The organism is Aeromonas sp. R2-1 (genome assembly GCF_040908425.1).
GTDB lineage: Bacteria > Pseudomonadota > Gammaproteobacteria > Enterobacterales > Aeromonadaceae > Aeromonas > Aeromonas caviae.
Genome location: NZ_JBFODR010000009.1, coordinates 1 through 21,514 on the forward strand (window position 1 = coordinate 1; position 21,514 = coordinate 21,514).

A 21,514-nucleotide genomic window follows, 5' to 3' on the forward strand; every position below is an offset into this window, starting at 1 on the left:
ATGGCTATGTCCCAATTACGTGTTGCATCGGGTGCCCTAGCGCCTCATGCAAACACATCTTGGTATTTACCTCCCTGCCGTAACGTTCCAGCATCCTGCGCCAGCCCAGATAATTCCTCAGGTAGTGGGTTGCGACTCCATGGAATCGTTCCATCCACTCCTTCAACCGCCGGTGATATCCGTTCACATGCTGGATGTGGTATGCCCCAATGACTCGCTCACCTCGACGGTTGTACACCACCTGATGTGTTATACCCCGCGCTTGGCTGAAACTGGCATACACCCCTGCACCATCACTGCAGAGCACTGCATCGGGCGCGATGAGTGGCTGCAACACCGCTTTCACCGTCTGCGCATCCAGCCTTTCCAGCTGAAAGTCGGCTTGATGGCCCGCCCTGTCCTGCACCACCATCACCGGGATGTAATCCCGCCCGGTCCCCCGGGTACGCCCTTTCCCGCCACGATGTCTTGCCGGACGAGGCAACCCTCGCTGCCCCTTGAACGATTCGAGGAAGAAGGTTTCATCCACTTCCACAATGCCTTCTTCCCGTGTTGCCTGGTGGTTTGCCATCGCCTTCAGGAAGCGGTGACGCCACAAGAATGCGGTGTTCTTGCAAACACCGCAGCGGACGGCGGCCTGGCGGACAGTGAGCCCGTCGATGAGAGCCTGGGCGTAGTCCTCCCAATGCTCAGCCTTACGTAATCTGGCCAAAGGCGTCTTGGTGAGGAGGGAGCTGGTTCGCCGACACTGCTTACAACGGTAACGACGCAGCCCACGGCTCCAGCCCCAGGGGGTCAGCTGGGTGGCATCCGCCTGGCAGTGGGGACAGCCGCAGCATGTGGGTAACTGGGCATGGAGGGACGTAATCGGGTGTGGAGCGGCGAGCTCATGCTGAGCGACACGGCGCTGACGCAGAGTAAGTAATGGAAAGAGGGACAACAGGTGTTGGAAGGCTGGCGTATCCATGATGAAGGTCCTCGCGGTGATGACCTACTTCCAGATTAGCCTTCCAACACATAATTGGGACAGCGCCTTTTTTATTGGCCGGATCCGGGGCCGGAGGGTCAAAATCGTTTAGTTTTGCTGTGAGAATGCGCGTTATCGTTTAACAAAATGAAACAAATGAAGCTGCCGCTCAACTTTGCACCACAGGGTGTTCGGGGTAAGCTTGTCCCTTCGTATCCGGGGTCGCCGCCTGATGACGCCTTCCCCGTGCCCTGTCGTCCCCATCCCGTGCGGGACGCGCTTTCTCTGGAGACTCCCCGTGCGTCTGGATCCTTTTACCTCTGTACTGATTGTGGTGGTCGCGCTGGCCTCCTTCTTCCCCTGCGAGGGGCAGGTGGCCGTCTGGTTTGGTCTGCTGACCAAGCTGGCGGTGGCGCTGCTCTTCTTCATGCATGGTGCCAAGCTGTCGCGCCAGAACCTGATGGCGGGCCTCGGCCACTGGCGGCTGCACCTGGTGGTGATGGCGAGCACCTTCCTGCTCTTCCCGCTGCTGGGGCTGCTGCTCACGCCCCTGGTGCCCCAGTGGCTGAGCCCGGCTATCTATCTCGGCTTCCTCTACCTGTGCGCCCTGCCCGCCACCGTGCAATCGGCCATTGCCTTCACCTCCATGGCGGGGGGCAATGTGTCGGCGGCGGTGTGCAGCGCCTCGGCCTCCAGCATCCTCGGCATCTTCCTCTCGCCGGTGTTGGTAGGGCTGATGATCAATGTGCAGGGGGAGGGGGTCGATACCTGGCACTCCATTCAGGCCATCATGGTGCAGCTGATGCTGCCCTTCGTGGTGGGCCACCTGTCACGCCCCCTCATCGGTCGCTGGGTCGACAGCCACCGGCCACTCATCGGCAAGCTGGACCAGAGCTCCATCCTGCTGGTGGTCTATGTGGCCTTCAGCGAGGCGGTGGTGCAGGGGATTTGGCACCAAGTAGGCTGGTATGATTTGGCCAGTATCGTGCTGCTGAGCTGCGTGCTGCTGGCACTGGTGCTGGGGTGGAACATCTGGATCAGCCGTCGCCTCGGTTTCAACAGGGCGGACGAGATCACCATCGTCTTCTGTGGCTCCAAGAAGAGCCTGGCCAACGGGGTGCCCATGGCCAACGTCATGTTCCCCGCCGCCAGCGTCGGTGTCATGGTGCTGCCGCTGATGATCTTCCACCAGATCCAGCTGATGGTGTGCGCCGTGCTGGCCCGCCGCTACCGCGAGCAGGAGGCGGTGCCCCAGGTTCAGGAGGGGTAAGTCGTCTGGATAAAGAAGAGGGAGGCCATGGGCCTCCCTCTTTCGTTTGCCGCCTCGTCAGCGTTTGCGCCAGACGGTGAGCTGGGCCACCGTGTGCTGGTACTTGCGGGCGGTCTCGCGGATGACGAAGGGGACGTCCCTCGGGGGCATGTGCTCCTCGAACTCCTCCGCCAGCAGCCGTTGCAGCGCCTGATAGGTGCCGAGGGCCTCGCCGTTTTCCCGGATGCCGCCGAGCCAGTTGGCCTTGGGGGTGTAGTCGGTCAGCCAGGTGTAGGGGCTGGTGAGCACCAGCAGGCCGCCGCTGCGAAGGCGCGGAGCAATGTCCCGCAGGAAGCGGGCGGGCTCCCGCAGCCGGTCGATCAGGTTGGAGGCGAGCACCAGGTCGTAGTCGCCGTACCTGGGCTTGAGGTTGCAGGCATCCCCCTGGCTGAAGTGGACCCGCTCGCTCTGCTCGCGACCGAGCTCGTGGCGGGAGAGGCGCGCCTCGCAATATTCCACCAGATCCCCTTCCACCGGCACCGCATAGCGGAAGCTGTCCTGTCTTGCCAGGGTCAGGGCCACGTCGATGAAGCGGGCCGAGTAGTCCACCCCGTCCACGTGGGCGAAGCGGCGAGCCAGTTCGAAGCTGGCGCGGCCGGTGGCGCAGCCGATATCCAGCGCCCGCTCATGGCGGCCGCAGAGCTCGCTGGCAAGACCGGCCAGAGCCTCGGCGTAGTTGGCGACCCCGAAGTGGCTCGGGCCGTACTGGAAGTCGAGATACTGGGCGACGAGCGTGTCGGTTTCATAAGGATTCACGATGACGGGCTCCTGATAGCGTGAGACCAGGTAGCGGAAGCCCGCGTGCTGGAAGAAGTGGCGACGAAAGGCGTAGCGGGAGGATTTGAGTGCCTCGTTGCCGGTGCTGATCCAGCTCCCGCCCTTGATGAGGGTGTGCTTGCCGTCGAAGGTGGGGGTGGAGAAGTCGTCGTAGAGGGGATGCACCTTGAACCCTTCGAAGCCGTCGATGGCGGTGCTGGTCCACTGCCAGACGTTGCCCACCAGATCGAAGAAGCTGCCCTGGGGGCAGGCATCCACCGGGCAGGAGGAGGCGAAGCGGGCCAGGTTGATGTTGCCGGGGGCCTCCATCCAGTCCGGCTGATCGCCGGCCAGTTGCTCCCGCAGCAGCATCCACTCCCCCTCACTTGGCAACTGGATGGGCAGGCCGGTCTGATCCGCCTTCCAGCGGCAGAAGGCGGCGGCCTCCAGCTGGTTCACCTCCACCGGCCAGTCCCAGGGCATGGGGACCTGCTCGGTCATCAGCCGCAGTTGCAACTGCTCGGGTTCATTGGGATCGCCGACCCAGAAGGTGGGCATGCGGGCGTTGGCATACTGGCGCCAGCCCCGGCCCTCGTCGTCCCACCAGGCGGGCGCTTCATATCCGCCCGCCTGCACGAAGGCCAGGTACTCGGCGTTGCTCACCAGCATGCGGCTGGCCTGGAAGGGGGCCAGCTCGATGTGGCGCTCGCCGTATTCGTTGTCCCAGCCGTAGGTGGCATCCTGCTTGCCGAGTCGCACCTGGCCGCCGGCCACCGGCAGCAGGGTGTTGACGGGGACGGCGGCGAGATCGTGGCGCGCCTCGGGGCAGACCGGCCACTGGGGCTGGCTGCGCACCCAGGCCAGGGGCAGCTGGCGGATCAGCACGCTGGAGGTCTCGAGGTGGATGCGCTCGTGTTCTATGCCCATCAGGATGACCCAGGCCGGGCTCTGCCAATGGATGGGCAGCTCGATCGGCATCCGCTCGATGAAATCACACACCAGGGCGCGCACCCGGCCGCGGTAGTCACGCAGCTCGGCCACAGTGGGCCAGTCGTAGTGGGTCTCGTCCAGATCGTCCCAGCTCATCTCGTCCACCCCGATGGCGACCAGAGCCTCGATGCGTGGGTCGAGCCGACTCTCGATGAGACGGGCCGCCAGCAGCTTGTTGACGAAGAAGGCGGCGGTATGGCCGTAGTAGAAGATGAGCGGGTGGCGCAGGGGGATCGCCTTGTTGAACCAGGCCCGCTCGTCGGCCAGGCAGTCGAACAGCGAGTCGTAGAGATCGAAGGTCTGGCAGAAGTAGGCGAGGAGCTCGCGGCGCTTGTGGTCGGGATCGTCGCCGGTCAGCAGCGGGGTGCGGGTGGGGGCAGGCAGGCCCGGATGGACGAATGAGTGGCTGGCTTGGGTCACGCTCTGACTCCTTGTTGATTCTGGCGGGTGAAGCAGCGATGGAGTGCTCTATACGCACCAGGTATCACTATTGGCTCAACGAACCGGGGCGGCAACCAAAAAAATGGGTCAACACCCCCCTTCGGGTGTGGTCAGATTGACCAGATTGTGGTCTGAATGACTCTTTGTTATGGACCCTTCGAGCCTCGAAATATTGAAATGGATAGATAAATCATGATGTTAGCCATATGGCACAGGGTTTGCTGATTGCCACTCACCTGCCGCGCCGTGCGGCAAAGAGGAAACGAGGAGTAGCGGGATGAAATGGATGCTGGGAGTGGTGCTGGCCCTGGGACTGACCGGATGCAGCTGGCAGGATGACGTCAAGGTGCGCGGGGAGGGGGCCGTGGTGGAGCAGCAGCATCCCCTGGGGCATGAGGTGACCCGGGTGCTGGCGGGCGTGCCCGCCAACCTGTACCTGGTGGCGGGAGAGAGCCACACCCTCAGGGTCAAGGGGGAGGCCAACCTGCTGCCCTATCTGGTGCTCACCGAGCAGGGGGAGAAGCTGGAGATCGAGGTCAAGGATGGCTACCGGCTCGACCCCACCCAGCCGCTGGAGATCACCATCACCCTGCCGACGCTGCACGAGTTGGCACTGGCGGGGGTTGGCAATGGCGCCTTGCGCGACTTCAAGGGGGATGATCTGGTGCTCTCCCTGGCGGGCACGGGGGACATCGTCGCCAGCGGGCTGACGCTGGATCGGCTGGAGGGCAACATCGCCGGGCTGGGCAACCTGGATCTGGGGCAGGGCTCCGCCCGGGTGATGACGCTGAACATCGCCGGCGCCGGTGGCGTCAAGGGGGCCGGGCTCGCCAGCGAGGAGGTCGAGGTGAGCATCGCCGGCAGTGGCGAGGTCGAGGTGCGGGCCCGGTCGCGGCTCAAGATAGAGATCGCCGGTGCCGGTGCGGTCAACTACTGGGGCAGCCCAGCGCTGACCAGCGAGATCGCGGGTTCGGGTCAGGTGAGCCGGTTGGGGAGCTGATCCCATCACCGCAACAATGAAAAAGGCCCCTCGGGGCCTTTTTTGCAGGATACGACACTGTTGAGCGACGCCTCACTCGAGGGGGAGTACGAGGCCCAGATCGGCGTTCAGGCGCATCAGCAGCCACTGCATGCCGGCGAGGTGCTGGTGGTCATGGCTGACGAGCAGGCGCACCAGGCCGTCCAGGGTCACCTCCCCATAGCCGCCATAGCGGGCGCGGCGCTGCCAGGCGTCGGACGGCACCGTCTTCAGCCATTCGACGGTCTGCAGGCGGGCGGTGCGAAACCGGTCGAGCTGCGTGGCGGTATCCTGCCGGGGGTAATCATGGTCCAGCGCCAGCTGATAACCATCGAGGGAGGCGAGCTCCGGCAGGCTCTCCGCCAGGGTACGACGAAACCGCACCTGATAGCCCAGCACCTCGATGTCCAGCAGGTGGCAGAGGTGCCCCCTGGCACTGAAACGCTCGGAGGGGATCCCGGCCCAGTTGGCGGGTTCCCAGTCCAGATGGCCGGTGGGGACCTGTGCCAGCAGCCGCTCGAACTGGTCCGGCATGGCCAGCAATGTGGTGAAGAGAGGCATCCTTGTCTCCTGTTTCCGGGTGAATGGCCGCCCGCTGACGGGGCGGCCACGAGCGGGTCAGCCTCAGGCCGGTTCGCCCAGGTGGTTGGCGTGAAAGCGCAGGTGCGCCTCGATGAAGCTCGCCACGAAGTAATAGCTGTGGTCGTAGCCGGCATGGCGGTTGAGCGTCAGGGGCCACGCCCGGGTGGCGGCCACTTCGGCCAGGGTGTCGATGCCGAGCTGCTCCGCCAGGAAGGGGTCGTCCAGCCCCACGTCCACCAGGGTCGGCAGGGGCGGGCTGTCGTGGTGGCGCAGCAGTTGGCAGGCATCCCACTCCTGCCACAGCAGGGGGTTGTTGCCTAGGTAGGCGCCGAGGGCCTTCTGGCCCCAGGGGCAGCGGCTCGGGTGGCTGATGGGGCTGAAGGCCGACACAGATCGGTAGCGGCCGGGCTCGCGCAGGGCGGCGATGAGGGCGCCGTGGCCCCCCATGGAGTGGCCGCTGATGGCGCGCTTCGTCGAGACCGGGAAGTGGGTCTCGATGAGCTCGGGCAGCTCCCGGGTGACGTAATCGTACATCTGGTAGTGATCCCGCCAAGGGCTTTGGGTGGCGTTGACGTAGAAACCCGCCCCCATGCCGAGGTCATAGCCGGGATCGTCCGCCACCCCTTCACCGCGGGGGCTGGTGTCCGGCGCTACCAGAGCGATGCCGAGCTCGGCGGCGATGCGCTGGGCCCCGGCTTTTTGCATGAAGTTCTCGTCGGTGCAGGTGAGACCGGAGAGCCAGTAGAGCACCGGCACTTTCTGGCCGGTGAGGGCCTGGGGCGGCAGGTAGATGGCGAAGCGCATCTCGCACCCCAGCACATTGGAGCGGTGGCGATACTGCTTGTGCCAGCCGCTGAAGCTCTTGTTGCTGCTGATGATGTCCAGATTCATGTAAGGACTCCTTGCCCCGCCCATGCGATGGGCGGGGCGCTCATGGGATCAGTAGTGGATGACGGTGCGGATGCTCTTGCCTTCGTGCATCAGATCGAACGCCTCGTTGATCTGCTCGAGGGGCATGGTGTGGGTGATGAAGTCGTCCAGCTTGAACTCACCCTGCATGTAGCGCTGTACGTAGCTCGGCAGCTCGCTGCGACCGCGCACGCCCCCGAAGGCGCTGCCGCGCCACACCCGGCCGGTGACCAGCTGGAACGGACGGGTGCTGATCTCCTGGCCCGCACCGGCCACGCCGATGATGACCGACTCGCCCCAGCCCTTGTGGCAGCACTCCAGCGCCGCGCGCATCACCTTGACGTTGCCGATGCACTCGAAGGAGAAGTCGACGCCGCCGTCGGTCATCTCGACGATCACCTCCTGGATGGGCTTGTCGAAGTCGTTCGGGTTGATGCAGTCGGTGGCACCCAGCTTGCGGGCCAGCTCGAATTTGCTCTCGTTGATGTCGATGGCGATGATGCGGCCGGCCTTGGCCAGGCGCGCGCCTATGATGGCGGAGAGGCCGATGCCCCCCAGCCCGAAGATGGCGACGCTCTCACCCTCTTTCACCTTGGCGGTGTTCATCACGGCGCCGATGCCGGTGGTGACGCCGCAGCCCAGCAGGCAGACCTCTTCCAGGGGGGCGGCCGGATCCACCTTGGCGATGGAGATTTCGGGCAGTACCGTGTATTCGCTGAAGGTGGAGGTGCCCATGTAGTGGTAGATGGGCTGGCCGTCCTTGGAGAAGCGGGTGGTGCCGTCCGGCATCAGCCCCTTGCCCTGGGTGGCGCGGATCTTCTGGCACAGGTTGGTCTTGCCGGATTTGCAGAACTTGCACTCGCCGCACTCGGGGGTGTAGAGCGGGATCACGTGATCGCCGACCTTGACGCTGGTGACGCCCTCGCCGACGGACTCGACGATGCCGCCCCCCTCGTGGCCCAGGATGCAGGGGAAGACCCCTTCCGGATCTTCACCGGAGAGGGTGAAGGCATCGGTGTGGCAGACGCCGGTCGCGACGATCCGCACCCGCACCTCGCCGGCCTGGGGCGGCATGACCTCGACCTCTTCGATGGAGAGGGGCTGACCCGGTCCCCAGGCGATGGCGGCTTTACACTTGATGCTCTGAACCTGTGCCATGAATGACGTCCTCGTAGTGGTTGGATGAACGGAAATGAGTTCGGAGATCCAGTGTAGTTTCCCGCCGATTTGGTGATAATAACGCTAAGTATCAAATCACTTTTACACACAGGTAATAATGTTCGGCTGGGAAGGGGTCTGTGAATTTGTCAGCGTGGCGGAGCAGGGGGGCTTTACCCCGGCCGCACGCAAGCTCGGGGTATCGGTGGCCCAGGTGAGCCGCCAGGTGGCGCAGCTCGAAGACAGGCTGCAGGCCAAGCTGCTGCTGCGCACCACCCGCCAGGTGCGACTCACCGAACTCGGGGAGATCTATTTTCGCCACTGCCGCCAGTTGCTGGACAACCTCTACGAGGCAGAGCTGGCGGTGGGGCGCCATCAGGCGGTGCCCCAGGGCTCCTTGCGCATCACGGCCCCGGTCTCCTACGGCGAGAGCCGCATCGCCCCCCTGGTGAACGACTTCATGGTGCGCTTCCCCCAGCTGGAGGTGACCCTCAACCTCACCAACCAGTTGCTGGATCTGGTGCACGAGGGGTTCGATCTGGCGATCCGCCTCGGCCACCTCAAGGATTCGACCCTGGTGGCCCGCAAGCTGGCGCAGCGGGTACCCTATGTGTGCGCCTCCCCCGCCTACACCGCCCGCCACGGCATGCCCAACAGTCTCTCGGAGCTGGCCCGTCACACCTGCCTGGTGGGCAACGGGGACGAGTGGCACTTCACCCTGAACGGTAAACCCCACAGCGTGCGGGTACGCGGTCTGCTGCAGTGCAACAGCGGCCACGCTCTGCTGGATGCGGCCATCAAGGGGATCGGCATCATCCAGCTGCCGGACTACTACGTGAGCGACCACCTCGCCCGGGGGGAGCTCATCGAGCTGCTGCCGGAGCTGCGGGCCCCCGAGGAGGGGATCTGGGCCCTCTATCCCCACAACCGCCACCTCTCCCCCAAGGTGCGGCTGCTGGTGGACTATCTGGCCGAGCGCCTCAGTGATCCCCACCAACCCGCCCTGGTTCGGCCCATCGGCTGAGCCGTCGCCCGAAAAAGAAAAGGCCCGCATGTGCGGGCCTTTTGCATGGCATGAGGGGCGGGGCTATTCCCGCTCCTTGACGTAGGGGGTGCCGAGGGCCTTGGGGGCCACCGCCTTGCCGATGAAACCGGCCAGCAGGAAGACCGTCAGGATGTAGGGCAGCGCCTCGATGGCCTGCACCGGGATCGGGAAATCGCCGATGCTGACCCCTTGCAGCCGGATGGCGACCGCGTCGAGGAAGCCGAACAGCAGACAGGCCGCCATGGCGTTCCAGGGGCGCCACTTGCCGAACACCAGGGCCGCCAGCGCCATGAAGCCCTTGCCTGCGCTCATGTTGGGGATGAACTGGGCGGTCTGGGCCACCGCCAGATAGGTGCCCCCGATCCCCGCCAGCAGGCCGCCGATGATGAGGGCGGTATAGCGCATGCGCACCACGGAGATACCGGCGGTATCCACCGCCGCCGGGGCTTCGCCCACCGCCCGCAGCCGCAGGCCGAAGCGGGTGCGGAACAGCACCCACCAGGCCAGGGGCACGGCGGCGAAGGCCACGTACTCCAGTAGGGAGTGACCGCTCAAGAGCTCGCTGTAGAGCTGGCCGATGACGGGCACGTCATAGAGCTCCTTGGCATAGGGCAGGTCGATGGGGGCGAAGCGCGCCGCGCCGGAGAGCGCCGGGGTCTGGCCCCCCTGATCGAACCAGTAGCGCCCCAGGGTCACGGTGAGACCGGCCGCCAGGATGTTGATGGCCATGCCGCTCACCACCTGATCACCCCGGTGGGTGATGGTGGCGAAGCCGTGCAGCAGGGCGAACAGGATGGAGATCCCCACCCCGACCCCCAGCCCAATCCAGGCGGAACCGGTGACGGCGGCGGCCGCCGCACTGGCGAAGGCGGAGGCCAGCAGCTTGCCCTCCAGGGCGATGTTGACTACCCCGGAGCGTTCACAAAACATCCCGGCCATGGCCGCCAGGATGAGCGGAGGCGCGGTACGAATGGTCGCGTCCAGCATCAGGATCAGCATTTCAAACATGGCTTGGACTCCCTTCGGCTCGCAAAACATCCCCGTCATTCATGGCCGCCAGGATCAGTGGCGGTGCGGTGCGGATGGTGGCATCCAGCATCAGGATCAGCATTTCGAACATGATCAGGCTCCTTTCACTTGGGCGGCCGGGCGGTTGGCAAAGGCCAGATAGGCCTGCTCGATGCGCGGGCGCAGCATGTGCTCCAGGGCGCCGCAGAACAGGATCACCAGACCCTGCAGCACCACGACGATGTTGCGATCCACCCCGAATTCGAAGCTGAGCTCGGCGCCGCCCTGGTAGAGGAAGCCGAACAGCAGGCTGGCGATGATGACGCCGACCGGGTGGTTGCGGCCCATCAGGGCCACCGCGATGCCGGTGAAGCCGAAGCCTTCCACGAAGTTGAGCTTGATCTGGTGCAGCTCACCCTGCAGCACGTTGAGGGCGAAAAAGCCCGCCAGCATGCCGGAGATCACCATGGCCAGGATCACCACCTTGGGGTAGGAGATGCCCGCATAGGCGGAGGCACTCTGGCTTGCGCCCACGGAGCGGATCTCGTAGCCCCAGCGGGTATGCCAGATGAAGACCCACACCAGGGCCGCACAGATCAGCGCCCAGAAGAAGCTGATGTTGAGGGGGCTGTTGGGCATGGCGATGCCGAAACCGGCCGCCAGCTCGCTCATCTTCGGCAGCCAGCTCGCCACGGCGAACACCTTGCTCTCGGTGGCCATGGATCCTGGCGGCTTGAAGACGTCTACCAGCAGGTAGGCCATCAGGGAGGCGGCGATGAAGTTGAACATGATGGTGGTGATGACGATGTGGCTGCCCCGCTTGGCTTGCAGCCAGGCCGGGATGAAGGCCCAGGCCGCGCCGAACAGGCCGCCGGCGATGATGGCGAGCGGCAGCAGCAGGGCGAACGGCAGCACGTCCCCGAGCAGCAGACAGACCAGACCGACCCCGAGGCCGCCGATATAGGCCTGCCCCTCACCGCCGATGTTGAACAGGCCGGCGTGGAAGGCCACCGCCACCGCCAGACCGGTGAAGATGAAACCGGTGGCGTAATAGAGGGTGAAGCCTATCCCCTCGCCGGTGCCGAAGGCGCCGTACCACATGATTTCGGCTGCCTCTATGGGGCTGATGTCGAGGTAATAGAACAGGATGGCCGACACCAGGAAGGCCAGCAGGATATTGACTGCGGGCAGCACGCCCACGGATATCCAGGCAGGAACACGTGCTTGGCTCATGAATGGGCCTCCTTGATATCGTCGGGGACTGGTGTGTTGACCATCATCAGGCCGAATCCGTTACAAGTGGTTGTGACCTTCATGATGTGGCTCCTTGTGATTGGCTTGCCGCCACGTCGTCAGGAACTATGTTCGCCATCATCAGGCCGATGGTGCGTTCATCCGCCCTGGCGCCGTCCAGCTCGCCGACGATGCGGCCATCGGCGATGACCAGGATGCGGTCGGAGAGGCTCATGATCTCGTCCAGCTCCACCGACACCAGCAGCACCGCCTTGCCCTTGTCGCGCATGGCGATGATCTGCTGGTGGATGTACTCGATGGCGCCGATGTCGACGCCCCGGGTCGGCTGGCCGACCAGCAGCACATCCGGGTCCTGCTCCACTTCCCGGGCGATCACCAGCTTCTGCTGGTTGCCGCCGGAGAAGTTGGCGGTCTTGTGCTCCGGGCTCGGCGGGCGCACGTCCCACTTGTCCATCTTGGCCTGGCAATCCTGGCGGATCGCCTCCTTGTTCTGCAGCCAGCCCTTGTTGTACTGGGCACGGCGGTGATAGCCGAGGATGAAGGCCTCTTTCGCCTCGAAGCGATTGATGAGCCCCATCTTGTGCCTGTCTTCCGGGATGTGGCCGAGGCCGAAGTTGCGCACCTGCTCCGGGTCGGCCGGGTGGCTCTGGCTCACCTCGTGGCGCTGCGCCCCGGCGATGGTGAAGCCGCCCTTGCTGGGCTTGAGGATGCCGCCGAGCAGGCTGAGCAGCTCGGACTGGCCGTTGCCGGAGACCCCGGCGATGCCGACCACTTCCCCTGCCCGGACCTCGAAGCTGACGGACTTGATCCGCTCCACCTTGGCGTCATCGACGTAAGAGAGGCCCTCGACCTTGAGCTTGGCCTCGCCCGGCTGGGCGGTGCCCTTGTCGACCTTGAGGCGCACCTTGCGGCCCACCATCAGTTCGGCGAGCTGCTCCTTGTCGGTGTCTTTGGTGGCGACATGGGCCACCATCTCCCCCCGGCGCATGATGGAGACCTGATCCGTGATGGCCAGGATCTCCCGCAGCTTGTGGGTGATGAGAATGACGGTCGCCCCCTGATCCCGCAGCTTTTTCAGCACCTCGAACAGGTGATCCGCCTCTTGCGGGGTCAGCACCCCGGTGGGCTCGTCGAGGATCAGGATGCGGGCACCGCGATAGAGCGCCTTGAGGATCTCGACCCGCTGTTGCAGGCCCACCGGCAGATCCTCGACCTTCTCGTGCAGCGGCACCTCGAGACCATAGTCCCGTGCCAGCTCGCCCAGCAGCTTCTCGGCGGCCGCCAGGCTCTTGCCCAGGCGCCAGCCGTTCTCGGCCCCCAGGATGACGTTTTCCAATACGGTAAAGTTGTTCACCAGCATGAAGTGCTGGTGCACCATGCCCACCCCGGCGGCAATCGCATCTTGGGAGCCATGGGGTTTGAACGGATTCCCGTCGATCAGCATCTCGCCTCTGTCGGCGTGGTAGAAACCGTAAATGATGCTCATCAGGGTCGACTTGCCGGCGCCATTTTCGCCGACGATGCCGTGAATGCTGCCTTTACGAACCTGAAGGTCGATCTGCTTGTTGGCGTACACGTCGCCAAAGCGCTTATCGATACCCCTTAATTCGATGGCATAGCGATCTGTCTGGTCCATGATGCAGTCCTTGCGGGTCATGAAGTAGAGACTAAAAACCGGCCCGTGCGGGCCGGTCATCACTGGTTGAGAGTCGTAGCAGTGACTCGGTATTTGCAGGATCAGTACTTACAGGAGTTGTCGCTCATGTAGTCGTGCACCTTGATTTTGCCGGCGATGATGTCGGCCTTGATGCTCTCGACCTTGGCTTTCATTTCCGGGGTGATCAGCTTGGCGTTGTTCTCGTCCAGCGCCCAGTCAACCCCGCCTTCGGCCAGACCCAGGGACTGGATGCCCGGCTTCCAGCTGCCCTTGGCGGCGTCATCCCAGCTCTTGTACGCGGCCAGACCCACGGACTTGACCATGGAGGTCAGCATGGTGCCCGGTTGCAGGTGGTTCTGGTTGGAATCCACACCGATGGCCAGCTTGCCTTCGTCCTTGGCAGCCTGATAGACACCGATCCCGGTGCCACCGGCGGCGGCATAGACCACATCGGCGCCCTTGGCGAACTGGGACTTGGCCAGTTCTGCACCCTTGGCCGGGTCGGCGAAGGCTGCCGGGGTGGAGCCGGTCATGTTCTGATAGACGTCGATCTTCGGATTGATGTACTTGGCGCCCTGCTCATAGCCGCACTGGAACTTGCGGATCAGCGGGATGTCCATGCCGCCCACGAAGCCGACCTTGCCGGTCTTGGAGGCGATGGCTGCCAGGGCACCCACCAGGAAGGAACCTTCATGCTCCTTGAAGATGAGGGACTGGACGTTCGGCTTGTCGACCACCATGTCGATGATGGTGAACTGGGTGTTCGGGAACTCGGTGGCTACCTTCTCTACCGCGGAACCCATGTTGAAGCCGACGGCGACGATGGGGCCGTTGCCACGGCTGGCCAGACGACGCAGGCCCTGCTCGCGCTGGGCTTCGTTCTGGGGTTCGAACTCCTTGACCTTGACGCCTTTGTCCTTGTTGTAGACTTCGACGCCGTTGCGGAACACGGCTTCGTTGAAGGACTTGTCGAATTTGCCTGCGGTGTCATAGATGACGGCGGGCTCGGAGGCTGCCTGGGCGGACAGGGCAGCGAGGGTGAGGGCGGCCACGGTGGCCAGCTTGAGCACTTTAGTCACGATCGTATCCTTGATTGTTATGTGAGGGTCCACAACCTGTCTTGGCAGGTCATAAAGCACGCTGGCTAACTGTAAGTGAGCCAGCCCGTTGGTCAAGGGGATCATAGAGGAAAAACGTTTGCGTTAACGGTTTGAAATATAAGCAAATTGCCTTATAAGTGTTTGTTTTATGGTGTTTTTGCAGAATTAAATTCCGGGATTAATAGGGCTCGATCGACATTTGTGTTTGGATTCATGACGTTAGGCGCAACCGTTTTCCTCCCCTGATGAAAAAACTGGCTTCCATCGGCACCAGCCCTGCGGCCTCATCGACGCCACGTTGGCGGGCGGGCTGGCTGATCGCCAGGAGGTCCGCCCCGGGTGTGACAGCCCACGATGGGTGGCTATTTCCCCTCCCAGGGCCGTCGTCTGTGGCCGTTTTTCCTGCTCGCTCGGGGCCTGCGTGATGGCAAGCACACTCATATGGAAATGCATTGGTGTTTGTCATATGGGTACGCTAGGTTATACCCGGATTAACTTGGCCCCGGGATGGGGCCGTATTTTTGACATTTGTTCGGGTGATAAAAATGAAAAAAAACGTGCTGAGTATGGCAGTGGCTTGTGTGTTGTCCGGTGTCATGTTGACCGCTTGCGGGGGCGGTGGTGACGATAACGGTGGCGGCAGCAATGGTGGCAACAATGGCGGTGGCACCGACACCGGCAGCAAGCCTCTTCACACTGCCGTCTTCCTGGATTCCGTCGTGGGTGGCCTCGACTATCGGTGCAACGATTACACCGGTGTCACCAATGCCAAGGGTGAATTCCTGTTTGATGATGGCGACACCTGCGAATTCGCATTGGGCAACCAGCGCCTGGGGGCGGTGACCCTCAAGGCGGGCAACTCGCTGGTGACCCCTTACACCCTGGCGGGTGACGACAAGGAGAAAGCGATCCGCATTGCGGCATTGCTGCAGACGCTCGACAGCGACAGCAATCCGGAGAACGGCATCACCCTCGACAAGGCGCAGGTCGCGCAACTGGGGATCGTCGAACTGGGTAGCGATGACGCCTTCAACACCTCCCTGGTCGAGGCGCTGAAAACAGCGGGCCTCACCAAGGCCGTCGTCTCTCTGGCTGCGGCGAAAGCCCACCTCTCCGCCACCCTGGCTGGCGTCAATGGCCGCTCCGTGGCGGTCGACAAGGTGCTGAGCGATCTGCAGGGACTGACCGATCTGAAAAACCTGGACGTCGAGAGCAAGTTCAAGGAGTACAAGGAGACCCTGCAGGCCGAGACCGGTGAGAGCGGCAAGGCCGATCGCCAGATCGTGCTGGCCATGCTGACTATGCTGGAGGTGACCAACAACCCCGTGGTGGCTGAACGCCTGGCCTTCACCTCGTCCGCCATTGGCAGTGGTTACAGCACCAGCCTGGCCAAGGTGATGGATGTCATCATCCATACCCCCGGCACCGCCTCCGTGGCGCTCAAAGGTGGCAAGGGATATACCCGTGACGTGGCCAAGCTGATGGGCGCCTATGCCGACAGCCTGGAAAACGTCGCGGCTGCCCTGGCCGATATCCAGGATCCGGATTACAGCGCCACCTATGGCGATGACGATACCGTCACCCTCAACCTCGACGGTGCCAAGGCACTGCGGGCGTCGGCGATGGCGATGGCATCGGCCCTCAACATCGCCGCCTCCTACCAGTACGGTCCGGACAGCGCCTATGTCACCCAGCAGGGAGAAGTGACCTTGCCGCGTATGCACATCAAGGACACCTGGGGCATGCAGCCGACCACCACCTATGAAGAGAGCAGCAGCACCTTCGAGACCCAGTTCAGTCAGCAGGAAATCGAGCCGGATGCGCTGGTGGCGCACGCCGATTTCTTCCGTTTGACCGACGATGCCAAAGTACGGTTGGCCAAGGCCAAGTCGCAGTTGAAGGATGCGGTGAGCCTCGCTCTGACCATCGATCAGAGCAAGCTGGACGAGTCGTTGACCCAGGATGAGATCGAGGCCAATGCCGCGACTCTCAAGGAGCTGGCGAACCACTTTGCAGGCACTGTGCCCACTATCCAGTGGGAAAGCGTCGAGACCCGATACGTCAATACCGGCATGGGCTGGCAGCCTCAAGAGGTGGGGGTGAAGTACAACATCAATGTGCTGCCGTTCTTCGATGAGATGCTGGATCGCAGTGACATGACCATCAAGGTGACCGGCGGCTGTGATGGCGCCGTGGGGGCGCGGGATGCCGAGCTGTCCAAGGCCATGGGAGAGCCCATGTGTCTCATCACGAGCGACGAGTTCAAGGCACTTGCCCAGAGCGATCGCGGCGCACTGAAGTACATCGGCTGGATGCAGGAAGATCAGGAGAGCCACACCGCCATCTATGCCAAGGGGGTGGGTTATGACTGGTCAACCCAGATGACGCCGGTGGCCGGGTCGACCTTTGACAAGGTATTCGTCTCCTGTACCGACCTGGATGACAACAAGGTCAGCTGTGCCGATCAGCTGTAAACCAGTGGGAGCGCTCCTGACGGGGGCGCTCCTGTTGTGGATGCCGGTGGCACAGGCTGCCGGCATGCTGACGCGCTACACCGATTATCGGGAGCGTGTCTTCGATCGTCAGGGTCAGTTGCAATATCAATTGACCACCCACGAATACTTGCAGCGGATGCCCAGCGGGCGTCCGTCATTGTCCAGTCTGTTTGCGTTGCGAGAGATGCAACGAGCATCACTGCAGCTCAAACAGGGCACCTTGATGGTGAATGACGTCATCGTGCGCTTCGAGCATGGGCATTATCAGGACGGCATGCTGGTGATGGGGAACACGGAAGTGACCCTGCCTGAGGGCCGCATGCTGGCCGCTTCACTGCGATTTGATCCCGTCCAGCAGGTGCTGGATGCCCCCCGCGCCCGGTTGCTCAGCTTTTCCGGTGAGGTACTGGGCCAATACCGGGACTATCACCGCCCCCTTCGTTGATCCTGCCGGTTGGTCTCTGGCTGCTCAGGCCGTATAATCCCCGCCTGTATAAATAAACAGGAGTGGTGATGGACGTTTCAACCCTGCTCGACGGGCTCAATGACAAGCAAAGAGACGCGGTGGCGGCCCCCCGTTGCAACCTGCTGGTGCTGGCCGGTGCCGGTTCGGGCAAGACCCGGGTGCTGGTGCACCGTATCGCCTGGCTGATGCAGGTGGAACGCTGTTCACCCTTCTCCATCATCGCGGTCACCTTTACCAACAAGGCGGCGGCCGAGATGCGCGGCCGGGTCGAGAAGGTGATCGGCGACGGCGTGCGCGGCATGTGGATCGGCACCTTCCACGGCATCGCCCACCGACTGCTGCGGGCCCACCATCTGGATGCAGGGCTGCCGCAGGACTTCCAGATCCTCGACTCCGACGACCAGTACCGCCTCATTCGCCGGGTGCTCAAGGCGCTCAACCTCGACGAGAAGCACTGGGCCCCGCGCGCCGTGATGGGCTACATCAACGGCAAGAAGGACGAGGGCTTGCGCCCCGGCGACATCGACCTCTACGGCGACCCCGTCACCCGCACCTATCAGCAGATCTACAAGACCTACCAGGAGACCTGCGATCGCTCCGGTCTGGTGGACTTTGCCGAGCTCCTGCTGCGCGCCCACGAGCTGTGGCTGAACAAGCCCCACATCCTCGAGCACTACCGGGATCGCTTCCAGAACATCCTGGTGGACGAGTTCCAGGATACCAACGGCATCCAGTACGCCTGGCTGCGGATGCTGGCCGGCGACACCGGCAAGGTGATGATCGTCGGCGACGATGACCAGTCCATCTACGGCTGGCGCGGCGCCAAGATTGAGAACATCCAGCGCTTCCTGACCGACTATGAGGGGGCCGAGACCATTCGCCTCGAGCAGAACTACCGCTCCACCGCCAATATCCTCAAAGCCGCCAACAGCGTCATCGCCAACAACGCCGAGCGCCTTGGCAAGGAACTGTGGACCGAGGGGGCCGAGGGGGAGCCGATCTCCCTTTACGCCGCCTTCAACGAGGTGGACGAGGCGCGCTTCGTGGTGGGCCGCCTCAAGGACTGGAAAGAGAAAGGTGGCTTGCTCGCCGACTGCGCCATCCTCTATCGCTCCAACGCCCAGTCGCGGGTACTGGAAGAGGCGCTGATGCAGGACGCCATGCCGTACCGCATCTACGGCGGCCTGCGCTTCTTCGAGCGCCAGGAGATCAAAGACGCCATGGCCTACCTGCGCCTTATCAACAACCGTGGCGACGACGCCAGCTTCGAGCGGGTGGTCAACACGCCGACCCGCGGCATCGGCGATCGCACCCTCGAGATCTTGCGCAATAACGCTCGCGATCAGGGCCAGAACCTGTGGCAGTCCGCCAAGACCTTGCTCAATGACAAGGTGCTGACCGGCCGTGCCGGCAACGCGGTGCGCGGCTTTGTGGATCTCATCGACGCGCTGGAGGAACAGGTCTCCCTGCTGCCCCTGCACCAGCAGGCGGACATCGTCATCCAGCACTCCGGCCTCAAGGCGATGTATCTGGCGGAAAAAGGCGAGAAATCCCAGGCGCGGGTAGAGAACCTGGACGAACTGGTCACCGCTTGCCGTCAGTACCAGCGCCCGGACGAGCTGGAGGACATGAGCGATCTCTCCGCCTTCCTCGCCCATGCAGCGCTGGAGTCCGGCGAGAATCAGGCGGACGAATACGCCGACGCGGTGCAACTGATGACCTTGCACAGCGCCAAGGGGCTGGAATATCCCCTGGTGCTGCTGGTCGGTGTGGAAGAGGGCATGTTCCCCAGCCAGCAATCCACCGAGGAGTCGGGGCGGCTGGAGGAGGAGCGACGCCTCTGTTACGTCGGCATGACCCGCGCCATGGAGAAGCTCTACATCTGTTATGCGGAGAGCCGCCGCATCTACGGCCGCGAGATGTTCCACAAGCCGAGCCGCTTTATCCGCGAGATGCCCGCCGAGTGTCTGGAAGAGATACGGCTGCGCACTCAGGTGAGCCGCCCCACCCAGTACGGCCGCTTTAGCCAGAACGAGGTGCAGCAGAGCTTCGACGCCAGCGGCATCAAGCTCGGCCAGCGGGTGCTCCATCCCAAATTCGGCGAAGGGGTGGTACTCAACTTCGAAGGGGTCGGCCAGCAGAGCCGGGTGCAGATACAGTTCGACGACGTCGGCGCCAAGTGGCTGGTGACGGCGTATGCCAGATTGGAGGCGCTCTAATCCCCTCACCCTGACCCTCTCCCAACGGGAGAGGGGATCATCCCCGAGATAGCCTTTACCTCCTTCTCCCCTTGTGGGAGAGGGGCTTGCTCCCGAGATCGTCTTTGCTTCCTTCTCCCATGGCGGGAGAGGGGCCTATTCCCGTGGTCGTCTTTGCTCCCTTCTCCCCTTGCGGGAGAAGGGTTGGGGATGAGGGGCGCTTTCTGATGGCACGGCTGGCGCCGTGCAGGACGCGAGGGCTGGGCCCTCGACAGGGTTTCGCCCGCCCTTCGGGCTGGGGCGAGTGACTTTTCTTTGCGTGGCCAAAGAAAAGTCACCAAAAGAAAGGCCACCCCCGCCAATCCGACCGCTTCGCGGTTGCCCTCGGGCCAGAGCCAACGTCGGACGGGACGCCGCAGACGGCACATCCCTGTGCCGGCTGCGGCTACGCCATCATCCTTGATGGCGTCCCTGACGTTGCCTCTGGCCCTCGGCAGATTGGAGGGGGAGCCACAGTCAGTACACACCTGCTCAAGTTTGGTTACGTGGAGTAGATCGCGATGGGCTCAATGCCACTGTTCACCATTATCTGGTGAACCTCATTGTTCGTCGAATTGATGCGTGACTATCATATATGTAAGTGGTTATTATGACTCGAGTTTGTAACCCTGAAAGGGTGAAATCCTTTGGCTTGTGTGAAATGTATTTATGAGATTTAATGGCTTAAAATGCAAATAACAGTATTAATATCTTCACAGGTGTTAACCATGTTCAATACTTTATCATTATTTTGTTCTTTGTGTTTTGTTTTTATACTGTTAGGATTTAATCCAAATATTTCAGTTGCGGCTACACAAGTCTCACCTTCTGGTGCTCATGCAACGATAGATGCTGAAGAAAATATTAATGAACTAAAGAGCTTACTTTGAATCGCCCCTACTTTCCTAGACACCTCAAGAGCCTCAAACTGAGGTCAATCAGGAGGTGTTATGAGCAAGCAGCAACGTTACACGGAAGAATTCAAACTGGCCGCCGTCAAGCAGGTGACTGAGCGCCATTACCCAGTGGCAGAGGTCGCTGAGCGACTTGGTGTTTCCAGCCACAGTCTTTACGCCTGGATCAGGCGCTACAGCCAGCCCGCCGTGCAGCAACAGCATGACTCCAGCCAGCAAGCCGAAATTCGGCGCCTCAAGGCTGAACTGCGCCGCGTCACCGATGAGCGAGATATCTTAAAAAAGGCCGCCGCGTACTTTGCCAAGCTGTCAGGGTAAGGTACGCCTTCATCCGGGTGCACGCGTCCACACATCCCATCCGCCGACTGTGTCGGATGATGAATGTCCACCCGAGCGGTTATTACGCCTGGCAGCACCAGCCTTTATCTGCCCGCGCACTTGAAGACCAACGCCTCCTGGGCCAGATCAAGCAATGTTGGCTAGAAAGCGGGGGCGTCTATGGCTATCGCAAGATCCGGGATGACCTGCGAGAGATGGGCGAGACCTGTGGGAAACACCGGGTGGCGCGATTAATGCGTCATGAAGGTTTGCGTTCACAAACCGGTTATCGTCGCCGTCCCGGTCATTATGGTGGCCGGCCAACGGTGGTTGCACCGAATCATCTTGAACGCCAGTTCGATGTGACTGAGCCAAATAAGGTCTGGGTAACGGACATCACTTATATTCGAACCCATGAAGGCTGGCTCTATCTGGCCGCGGTATTGGATTTGTTTTCACGACAAGTCATTGGTTGGTCAATGGGGCCACGGATCGACCGAGAGTTGGCCATCAGCGCGTTACTGATGGCAGTGTGGCGACGGCGACCCGAGCAGGAAGTGCTGGTTCATTCTGACCAAGGGAGCCAGTTTAGCAGCTATGACTGGCAGGATTTTTTGCGGGAGCACCGGCTCAAGGCCAGCATGAGCAGACGTGGCAATTGCCATGATAACGCGGTGGCGGAGAGTTTCTTCCAACTCCTCAAACGCGAGCGGATCCGACGTAAAACCTATGCAGATCGGGAGGAGGCCCGGCAGGATGTGTTCGATTACATTGAAATGTTTTACAACCCCAAGCGTCGGCACAGTTTCAACAATGGGCTATCGCCAGTAGAGTGTGAAAAGCAATATTTCGAACGGCTCAAAAGTGTCTAGAGAAGCCGGGGCGATTCA

17 protein-coding genes are annotated in these 21,514 nt (G+C 62.5%); 8 read left to right on the top strand and 9 right to left on the bottom strand.

Features of this window, described 5'->3' with window-relative positions:
- Positions 1-4: 4 nt before the first annotated feature.
- Positions 5-967, bottom strand: coding sequence for an IS1595 family transposase (locus tag AB5Y80_RS02185; RefSeq protein ID WP_368172475.1), 963 nt, complete (start codon positions 965-967; stop codon positions 5-7).
- Positions 968-1,265: 298 nt separating this feature from the next.
- Between AB5Y80_RS02185 and AB5Y80_RS02190 the strand changes: the two genes are divergently transcribed.
- A complete protein-coding gene (locus AB5Y80_RS02190) occupies positions 1,266-2,237 on the top strand; it encodes a bile acid:sodium symporter family protein (protein WP_368172476.1) in 972 nt (323 codons plus the stop codon).
- A 57-nt stretch (positions 2,238-2,294) separates the two neighbouring features.
- Here the strand turns inward: AB5Y80_RS02190 and ovoA are convergent, their stop codons facing one another.
- A complete protein-coding gene (ovoA, locus tag AB5Y80_RS02195; RefSeq protein ID WP_368172477.1) occupies positions 2,295-4,442 on the bottom strand; it encodes a 5-histidylcysteine sulfoxide synthase in 2,148 nt (715 codons plus the stop codon).
- A gap of 298 nt (positions 4,443-4,740) precedes the next feature.
- Between ovoA and AB5Y80_RS02200 the strand changes: the two genes are divergently transcribed.
- Entirely contained in the window at positions 4,741-5,463 is a 723-nt protein-coding gene (locus AB5Y80_RS02200) for a DUF2807 domain-containing protein (RefSeq protein ID WP_324050104.1), read from the top strand.
- A gap of 72 nt (positions 5,464-5,535) precedes the next feature.
- Here the strand turns inward: AB5Y80_RS02200 and AB5Y80_RS02205 are convergent, their stop codons facing one another.
- From AB5Y80_RS02205 to AB5Y80_RS02215, 3 genes are all read right to left on the bottom strand, one after another.
- Positions 5,536-6,042: a DinB family protein gene (locus tag AB5Y80_RS02205; protein ID WP_368172478.1), complete on the bottom strand. Its 507-nt coding sequence runs from the start codon at positions 6,040-6,042 to the stop codon at positions 5,536-5,538.
- A 63-nt stretch (positions 6,043-6,105) separates the two neighbouring features.
- Complete coding sequence (gene fghA / locus AB5Y80_RS02210) at positions 6,106-6,954, bottom strand: S-formylglutathione hydrolase (RefSeq protein ID WP_279980938.1); 849 nt, start codon at positions 6,952-6,954, stop codon at positions 6,106-6,108.
- Between the two features lie 48 nt (positions 6,955-7,002).
- A complete protein-coding gene (locus tag AB5Y80_RS02215) occupies positions 7,003-8,130 on the bottom strand; it encodes an S-(hydroxymethyl)glutathione dehydrogenase/class III alcohol dehydrogenase (RefSeq protein WP_041212135.1) in 1,128 nt (375 codons plus the stop codon).
- 118 nt (positions 8,131-8,248) lie between these two features.
- On the opposite strand from AB5Y80_RS02215, the gene AB5Y80_RS02220 reads away from it, so the two are divergent.
- Positions 8,249-9,154: a LysR substrate-binding domain-containing protein gene (locus AB5Y80_RS02220; RefSeq protein ID WP_039039541.1), complete on the top strand. Its 906-nt coding sequence runs from the start codon at positions 8,249-8,251 to the stop codon at positions 9,152-9,154.
- A 63-nt stretch (positions 9,155-9,217) separates the two neighbouring features.
- Here AB5Y80_RS02220 and AB5Y80_RS02225 read toward each other — a convergent pair whose 3' ends face one another.
- The 4 genes from AB5Y80_RS02225 to AB5Y80_RS02240 form a co-directional block, all read right to left on the bottom strand.
- The gene (locus AB5Y80_RS02225; protein ID WP_010672471.1) at positions 9,218-10,183 is read right to left on the bottom strand and encodes an ABC transporter permease; all 966 of its coding nucleotides are present in this window, start codon (positions 10,181-10,183) and stop codon (positions 9,218-9,220) included.
- Between the two features lie 114 nt (positions 10,184-10,297).
- On the bottom strand, positions 10,298-11,416 hold the full coding sequence (locus tag AB5Y80_RS02230; protein WP_010672473.1) for an ABC transporter permease: 1,119 nt from the start codon (positions 11,414-11,416) through the stop codon (positions 10,298-10,300).
- 79 nt (positions 11,417-11,495) lie between these two features.
- Positions 11,496-13,073 carry an ABC transporter ATP-binding protein gene (locus tag AB5Y80_RS02235; RefSeq protein ID WP_368172479.1) on the bottom strand — a complete coding sequence of 526 codons (1,578 nt, stop codon included), beginning with the start codon at positions 13,071-13,073 and terminating at the stop codon, positions 11,496-11,498.
- Between the two features lie 101 nt (positions 13,074-13,174).
- Entirely contained in the window at positions 13,175-14,173 is a 999-nt protein-coding gene (locus tag AB5Y80_RS02240; RefSeq protein WP_041212138.1) for a BMP family protein, read from the bottom strand.
- Between the two features lie 587 nt (positions 14,174-14,760).
- On the opposite strand from AB5Y80_RS02240, the gene AB5Y80_RS02245 reads away from it, so the two are divergent.
- The 5 genes from AB5Y80_RS02245 (at position 14,761) to AB5Y80_RS02265 (ending at position 21,496) form a co-directional block, all read left to right on the top strand.
- A complete protein-coding gene (locus AB5Y80_RS02245; RefSeq protein ID WP_368172480.1) occupies positions 14,761-16,668 on the top strand; it encodes a hypothetical protein in 1,908 nt (635 codons plus the stop codon).
- Positions 16,669-16,672: 4 nt separating this feature from the next.
- Positions 16,673-17,134, top strand: coding sequence for a hypothetical protein (locus AB5Y80_RS02250; protein WP_124244684.1), 462 nt, complete (start codon positions 16,673-16,675; stop codon positions 17,132-17,134).
- Between the two features lie 68 nt (positions 17,135-17,202).
- Positions 17,203-19,374, top strand: coding sequence for a DNA helicase II (uvrD, locus tag AB5Y80_RS02255; protein WP_368172481.1), 2,172 nt, complete (start codon positions 17,203-17,205; stop codon positions 19,372-19,374).
- Between the two features lie 746 nt (positions 19,375-20,120).
- Positions 20,121-20,282 carry a hypothetical protein gene (locus tag AB5Y80_RS02260; protein ID WP_368172482.1) on the top strand — a complete coding sequence of 54 codons (162 nt, stop codon included), beginning with the start codon at positions 20,121-20,123 and terminating at the stop codon, positions 20,280-20,282.
- Between the two features lie 60 nt (positions 20,283-20,342).
- Positions 20,343-21,496, top strand: a protein-coding gene (locus tag AB5Y80_RS02265) for an IS3-like element ISAeca4 family transposase (RefSeq protein ID WP_139739419.1) whose coding sequence is annotated in 2 segments (ribosomal slippage) — positions 20,343-20,580 and positions 20,580-21,496 — 1,155 coding nt in all. Because the reading frame shifts where the segments join, the coding sequence is not laid out codon by codon here.
- Positions 21,497-21,514: the final 18 nt, after the last annotated feature.

What these genes read in the sequence shown, in the direction of transcription:
- AB5Y80_RS02185 (WP_368172475.1), bottom strand. Translation starts at nt 967, where the DNA reads ATGGATACGCCAGCCTTCCAACACCTGTTGTCCCTCTTTCCATTACTT.
- AB5Y80_RS02200 (WP_324050104.1), top strand. Translation starts at nt 4,741, where the DNA reads ATGAAATGGATGCTGGGAGTGGTGCTGGCCCTGGGACTGACCGGATGC.
- AB5Y80_RS02205 (WP_368172478.1), bottom strand. Translation starts at nt 6,042, where the DNA reads ATGCCTCTCTTCACCACATTGCTGGCCATGCCGGACCAGTTCGAGCGG.
- fghA (WP_279980938.1), bottom strand. Translation starts at nt 6,954, where the DNA reads ATGAATCTGGACATCATCAGCAGCAACAAGAGCTTCAGCGGCTGGCAC.
- AB5Y80_RS02215 (WP_041212135.1), bottom strand. Translation starts at nt 8,130, where the DNA reads ATGGCACAGGTTCAGAGCATCAAGTGTAAAGCCGCCATCGCCTGGGGA.
- AB5Y80_RS02220 (WP_039039541.1), top strand. Translation starts at nt 8,249, where the DNA reads ATGTTCGGCTGGGAAGGGGTCTGTGAATTTGTCAGCGTGGCGGAGCAG.
- AB5Y80_RS02225 (WP_010672471.1), bottom strand. Translation starts at nt 10,183, where the DNA reads ATGTTTGAAATGCTGATCCTGATGCTGGACGCGACCATTCGTACCGCG.
- AB5Y80_RS02230 (WP_010672473.1), bottom strand. Translation starts at nt 11,416, where the DNA reads ATGAGCCAAGCACGTGTTCCTGCCTGGATATCCGTGGGCGTGCTGCCC.
- AB5Y80_RS02235 (WP_368172479.1), bottom strand. Translation starts at nt 13,073, where the DNA reads ATGGACCAGACAGATCGCTATGCCATCGAATTAAGGGGTATCGATAAG.
- AB5Y80_RS02245 (WP_368172480.1), top strand. Translation starts at nt 14,761, where the DNA reads ATGGCAGTGGCTTGTGTGTTGTCCGGTGTCATGTTGACCGCTTGCGGG.
- uvrD (WP_368172481.1), top strand. Translation starts at nt 17,203, where the DNA reads ATGGACGTTTCAACCCTGCTCGACGGGCTCAATGACAAGCAAAGAGAC.
- AB5Y80_RS02260 (WP_368172482.1), top strand. Translation starts at nt 20,121, where the DNA reads ATGTTCAATACTTTATCATTATTTTGTTCTTTGTGTTTTGTTTTTATA.